The following is a 6,107-nucleotide window of genomic DNA, read 5'->3' as shown; positions in this document are numbered from 1 at the left end:
CTTTACACCGGTGGAAAAGGATCTTTCAATAGTTAATAATTTATCATCACCCAATACCATAATATCCGAAATGCCATTCACTTTAAACGCGTTTTCCGGAATGGCGGGATGCGCCACAGGTTCCAGTTTATAGGCATATTGCGCTACCGGTTGCCGCGTATGGTTATCAAATTTGAGGATGCGTGTATAGGCGCCTTGTCCTGGTTCCGCTCTTGGCCCGTCTTCATAACGGGGTTCTTCCAGGCTTACATACAGGTGTTTGTAGCCCGGTGTAAATCCCAGGCCCTCAAATACGCCGTTGCGCCGGGGTCCGTTATCAGTGGCCTGCATCCTGAATTGAAGCGGCAGCGCAAACGAATCAATGTACTGTCCCTTTATACTGATCTCATAGATACCGGGATTGGTAAGGATGGTATCTTTCTCAGTTATAATACGCTCCCCCTCACTGCTCCATACCAGCAGTTGTTTTTTGGCGTTGTACCGCATGGCTTCCGGATCAGGAGTAAGCCGTGGATTGGTTTTGGTATCGGGGTATGGCTGCCCGTTGGCCTGCAGTAAAGTGGTAACGGAGGTAAATTTTACACTGTCGAACGACTTATCGGAGAAATAAAGCCTGGCGGTATAAAAACGTGCAGGGTTCAGCGCCGACCGGTCGTCACAAATAAGGTAATACTGCCCGGTGGCGGCATCATAGTCTATACCTGATAAGCCGCCGGTAACAGTTCCATTGAAAGGAAAGTTATATGGAACAATATATTCACCGATAAACTTTAGCCGGCCAATGCTACCGGTATCAGTACCCGCCTTCCGGGTGGAGGAACAACTGAAGATGCCCGCCAGCAAAGGGAGGACCAGGAAAAGCAGGTTTTTTTTCATGGGGGCAAGTTAGGAAATCTCCTGCATTCTGATGGCAGCCTTGCATGAAGGATTTGTTACGTGCGCAGGAAGGCCGGCCCTAAAGAGCCAGCCTTTTCTCCATCTGACCAACTATGTAGCGTATTTAAGATTTTATAAACAAGGAAGCAATCGGTAATACCTGCGCCATGGTCAGTGGCTCGTCAAATGCTTCTGATGCGCTGTTGGCGCCAATATTGCCACCCAATGCGGCAATATCCACGCCTGCCTGTGTTGTTAACTCCTCTCCTGCATAAGACGGATTTACGGCGGTAGTGGCAATGCCACTCTGGTTCAGCGTGATCCAGGGTTTAAGAGCGGGGGAAGCACCCAGCGTACCCAATGCCCTGCGCATCATACGGATATGGGCCGCGTGCCGTGCTTCCACAGAATGTATGTTCAATGCTGCCGTGAGTACGGTGTTACTGCCTGATAAATTACCCGCCTGTCCTTTGTAGGCACGAACGCCGGTATCTTCAAAGGTTTGTGCAATGGCCAGGAAGAAGTTATAATCAGTAAACACAGTGGGGAAAGTGCCGCCGGCAGTGAAATCGAACGTAGGACTGGCAGGAGCGCCTCCCATATTACCCAGTACTGTTTTCAGGAAGTTCACATGGGCTGTTTCATGGTTCCTGATATTGGTTATGGCTGCTGTTGCCGCCGCAGTGGGGATCAGGCCGGCGGTGGCTACTCCTTTTACATAAAATGCCTCCTCCAGGTATTCCAGGGTGAGCGCATATTTTAGTACATCCGCCACGGATGTACTGCCGGATTGTGCATATGCTTTACTGAACATACTGCCTAATGCAAACGGAATAGCTGCCAAGGCAATTTTACCACTGATATTGGTAAACTGTTTCATGGCATTGCGCCGGGAGTCCAGCCGGTCGTACACATCGGGGTCGATCTTTTCGATTTCCCTGAAAATATTGAACAGATCCATAGAATCAGATTTTAAACAGATGAAATAATGAACAGCGTGGCTTATTTGGGTAATGTGTTGGTATTGATCTTTGTTTTGATATAGGCTTTGGCAATGTTGAAAACATCTGCCGGAGTTCTGCTTTTATCAAGCCCGTTTGCATCTACCACATCGGCGGCAGCAAAAGATCCCGGTTCTATCAGGTCCCGGATATAGGCCGCATGGCAGGCTTCTACAGAAACTATTTTACCGGCAAGCCCCAGGTACACCAATCCCGTTGCAGAGGAAGAAATATATTGCCCCGCACCATTATAAGCGGATACGCCCAGGTCTTCAAAGGCTTTGGCTGTTGCCAATACACTGGCACGTTTTGTAAAATCGATGGAGCTGAAATCTACTTCCAGGCCAGCGATGGCATTGGTTGATAAAGCGGCTTTGAAAAATTCCCGGTGTCCTATTTCATGGTTCCTGATATCTTTAAAAAAATCGAGCTCCATGTCGGTAATCCCCGTATAAGGCGTAAGTACTACCTGCGTATAGAAGGCGGCTTCCAGTTGTTCAAGGGCATAGGCATAGTTGAGCACAGCCACATCTCCCGATCCTAAACTTATACCGGCGCCGTTCATGTTGTTATCATCATCATCTTTATGACAGCCGGTAGCGATGGTGGCGGCAGTAACAAATGCAGCGCCCATGCCGAGTTGTTTCAGAAAGTTGCGGCGCTGTATATCGGGCATAACTTCCCTGGCCTCCTCCCGGGAGGGCTTCTTGATAATGTGCATAAGAAAAATTTTTACGTGAACGGATACGTGACCACAATGCCCTGTTGGTGAACAGTAGCGGGTTTCATAGGTGCCGGCAGGTACGCTCGCACTGGCACCTGGTCACCATATACGGGGTGTTTAAAAAAGCGGTTTTAAAAAACGTAAAAATTTTTGGTTTAGTAGAAGAAGAGATGAATAAATAAAAATTCCCTGTTCAACCAAAAGCTTATCAGCCGGTTAAACAGGGAATAATGAGTTGCAGCGTAATCCTATAAGGCCCTGCCCCTGATTATATTTACAAGGATAGCAATAATAGCCAGCACAAGCAAGGCATGTATTAACCCTCCTGCTGAATAAACAAAGAATCCAAGTATCCATCCTATAATGAGAATTACGGCAATTAAATAAAGAAGGCTGTTCATGTCTTAAGGATTTGGTTCGGTTATTATACTAGAAAATTTATGCCAATAAGATAAGCCCTTTGTATACAGTTATTTTTCATTGCAGACGCCGCTCTGTTGTGGAACCTTCTCCACCATCCGAGAAAAAAAAGGACGGGAAATAGCAGGCTCTCCTTCCGGAAACACTTTATGACAAAGGTTTTTGCAGTATGGACGCATTTTTGAAAATAAAATAGATATATCTCATACGACTATTTTTTTAACCATAAATTTTTGATCATGCTACAAGAGGAAAAGTTAGTCACACTTTTAAGCGATCTCGTAAAAATCAATAACGACCGGATAGAAGGATATAAGCAGGCACAAGACGCAAGTGATGATGCAGATGTGAAAGCATTGTTTCAACATATGATCAATGACAGCTTAAAATATGTAGCAGAGCTCAACCTGCTGCTGAGGGCGCAGGGCGCAAATGAGGAAACAGATACCACTATCAGTGGTAAGTTATACCGTACCTGGATGGCCATAAAAACCACTTTTACGGGTAAAGACAGGTATTCTCTCTTCTCTTCCTGTGAATATGGGGAAGACGCTGTGCAGCGGGCTTATTCGGATGCCCTGAGCATGGACGTGGCCATGCCCTATAGTATGAGGGAAATCATTGGTAATCAACAGGCAAATCTCAAAGAGGCACACGATACTATTAAGAGCTACCGCGATGTAGTGAGCCAGTAACACTTTGTGCAGGCGGTAGCGGCCTGTTCTTTTTGTTCAAATCAACACATTAAGCGGTTGTTCAGGATGACCATATTATTTTTGAATTCATGAAATTCCAATCATACTTATATTGATAAGTAATATGGCAACTACGGGATTTTCGGTACAGGGCTGCTTCCTCATCGTTTGAAGCAGCCCTTTTTTATTTAATGGATATGGTAAATCCGGTTGCTTTGGAGCCTTAAAAAGATCAGATAGATGGCTGTTTTGTTCAACGGGAATGTTCCTGTTCATTTTGTTCAGTTTGCCCTGATCCTTTTGCAATTGAGAGAACTATATTATTTTTGAAAGGATTGAGAGAAGTATCTCTTGTATTACTTTTAACCTCCCCATGAAAAACAACAATAACTATCAGGTGGCCTAACCAACCACCTTTTTTATTTCCCCTGAAAAAGACGCATCCCAGTCTTTCCAAACCGGCTCAAATCCTTGTTTTTTCAGCATTTCGGCCACATCTGCGGCGCTTCTGTCGTCGGATATTTCAAACTGTTCCAGCGACTGCGGGTCTACGGTATACCCGCCGGGATTGGTTTTAGAGGCTGCGCTCATGGCTGTAATTCCCAGGTGTATTATATTGTTCCTGAACTGTTCTTCTTCCCGGGTAGATAAGCTTAGCTCCACTTCCTGGTTAAATAAGCGGTAGGCGCAGATGAGCTGTACCAGCTCCCGGTCGCTCATCACCACTTTGGGGGTTAGTCCACCGGAAAATGGACGCAGCCGCGGAAAGGAGATACTGTACTTCGTTGCCCAGTATTTTTTTTCCAGGTAAGCCAGGTGCAGCGCGGTAAAGAAACTGTCGGTACGCCAGTCTTCCAGCCCTATCAGCACCCCCAGCCCCATTTTATGGATCCCTGCGCGCCCCAGCCGGTCCGGGGTTTCCAGCCGGTAGTCGAAGTTGGATTTGCGCCCTTTGGGATGGTGTTTCTTATAGTCGTCCCGGTGATAGGTTTCCTGGTATACCAATACTGCATGTAACCCCAGTTCTGCCAATTCGCGGTAATCCTGTTCGTCCATCGGCTGTACTTCCATAGATATATTGGCAAAGTGTGGCCGGAGCAGCTGCAGGGTCTTTTTAAAATAATCTGTGCTTACCAGCTGGTGGGCTTCCCCCGTTACCAGCAACACATGCTCAAACCCCATCTCTTTGATAGCGGCCGTTTCCAGTAAAATCTCGGCCGGGCTCAGGGTTTTGCGCCGGATCTTATTATCAAGACTAAACCCGCAATAAGTGCAGATATTCTGGCATTCGTTCGAGAGGTACATCGGGATGTACAGTTGCATCGTATTTCCAAACCGCTGCCGGGTGAGCGCGTTGCTGATTGCAGCCATCTGCCCCAGGTAAGGCGCCGCCGCCGGGGAAATCAGCGCCGCGAAATCGTCCAGTGAACGGCGTTGGTTATGCAGGGCCTGTTCTACATCCCTGGCTGTTTTAGCATAAATCCCGGCTTTTACCTCATTCCATTCATATTGATCAAATATGCTTTTAAACATAAGGAAGTTTTAATAAGATGAATAAATAATCAGGCTTCATCCAGGAATGCGATCAACGGACTCGATGCCACTGCATGGTGACTGCTCGCAGGCAGACCGGCTTCATACGCCATCCGCCCTGCCTCTACTCCTGCTTTAAAGGCTGCTGCCATTTGTACCGGGTTCCGGGCAATGGCGATGGCGGTATTTACCAGTACCGCTGCAGCGCCCATTTCCATGGCCTGGGCGGCATGGGAAGGACTGCCAATGCCTGCATCCACGATCACAGGTATGTTGCTTTGTGCAATAATGATCTCCAGGAAATCGAAGGTTTTCAATCCTTTGTTACTGCCTATTGGCGCCCCAAGAGGCATTACAGCCGCAGTACCTGCATCTTCCAGCCGCTTACAAAGCACAGGGTCTGCATGCACATACGGGAGTACCACAAATCCCAGTTTTACCAGTTCTTCCGCTGCCAGTAAGGTCTCTACCGGATCGGGCATCAGGTACCGGGGATCCGGATGAATCTCCAGCTTGATCCAGTTTGTTTCCAATGCTTCACGGGCCAGTTCTGCAGCGTATACGGCCTCTTTAGCCGTGCGCACACCGGATGTATTGGGAAGCAGGTGTATTCTTGAATGCGACAGGTGACGCAGCATATTATCTGATTGATTATCCAGGTCCACCCGTTTCAGCGCTACGGTAACCAGTTCGCTGCCGGAGGCCAGCAGGGCGCTTTCCATCGCTTCAGGGGAAGAAAATTTCCCGGTACCTGTAAATAAACGGGAGTGAAATTCCCGGCCGGCAATAACTAATGGCTCCATGTAGGTAATTGTTTTAACTGTTCGTAAATGCGCTTAACAACGGCCTGTTTATCCG

7 protein-coding genes are annotated in these 6,107 nt (G+C 47.5%); 1 reads left to right on the top strand and 6 read right to left on the bottom strand.

Features of this window, described 5'->3' with window-relative positions:
* The 4 genes from VIM72_RS30715 to VIM72_RS30700 all read right to left on the bottom strand — a co-directional run.
* Window positions 1-876: esterase-like activity of phytase family protein (locus VIM72_RS30715; RefSeq protein WP_332006616.1), on the bottom strand; the 876-nt coding region annotated here is incomplete at its 3' end.
* A 124-nt stretch (window positions 877-1,000) separates the two neighbouring features.
* A complete protein-coding gene (locus tag VIM72_RS30710) occupies window positions 1,001-1,837 on the bottom strand; it encodes a ferritin-like domain-containing protein (protein ID WP_332006615.1) in 837 nt (278 codons plus the stop codon).
* 41 nt (window positions 1,838-1,878) lie between these two features.
* Window positions 1,879-2,598 (bottom strand): ferritin-like domain-containing protein, encoded by a 720-nt coding sequence (locus VIM72_RS30705; protein ID WP_332006614.1) that lies wholly within the window; start codon window positions 2,596-2,598, stop codon window positions 1,879-1,881.
* Window positions 2,599-2,849: 251 nt separating this feature from the next.
* Entirely contained in the window at window positions 2,850-3,002 is a 153-nt protein-coding gene (locus VIM72_RS30700; RefSeq protein ID WP_142684433.1) for a lmo0937 family membrane protein, read from the bottom strand.
* A 258-nt stretch (window positions 3,003-3,260) separates the two neighbouring features.
* Here VIM72_RS30700 and VIM72_RS30695 point away from each other — a divergent pair, with 258 nt between their 5' ends.
* Window positions 3,261-3,716, top strand: a complete 456-nt coding sequence (locus VIM72_RS30695) for a PA2169 family four-helix-bundle protein (RefSeq protein WP_332006613.1) — start codon at window positions 3,261-3,263, stop codon at window positions 3,714-3,716.
* Window positions 3,717-4,118: 402 nt separating this feature from the next.
* On the opposite strand, the gene thiH is transcribed toward VIM72_RS30695, so the two are convergent.
* Together thiH and VIM72_RS30685 are read right to left on the bottom strand one after the other, a co-directional pair.
* On the bottom strand, window positions 4,119-5,249 hold the full coding sequence (gene thiH, locus VIM72_RS30690; protein WP_332006612.1) for a 2-iminoacetate synthase ThiH: 1,131 nt from the start codon (window positions 5,247-5,249) through the stop codon (window positions 4,119-4,121).
* Window positions 5,250-5,278: 29 nt separating this feature from the next.
* Window positions 5,279-6,052, bottom strand: coding sequence for a thiazole synthase (locus tag VIM72_RS30685; protein ID WP_332006611.1), 774 nt, complete (start codon window positions 6,050-6,052; stop codon window positions 5,279-5,281).
* Between the last annotated feature and the right edge of the window lie 55 nt (window positions 6,053-6,107).

It is taken from the genome of Chitinophaga sp., assembly GCF_036569185.1.
Classification (GTDB): Bacteria; Bacteroidota; Bacteroidia; order Chitinophagales; family Chitinophagaceae; genus Chitinophaga.
The sequence above is the reverse complement of the archived record's forward strand: the minus strand, read 5'-3'. Positions and strand labels throughout refer to the sequence as shown.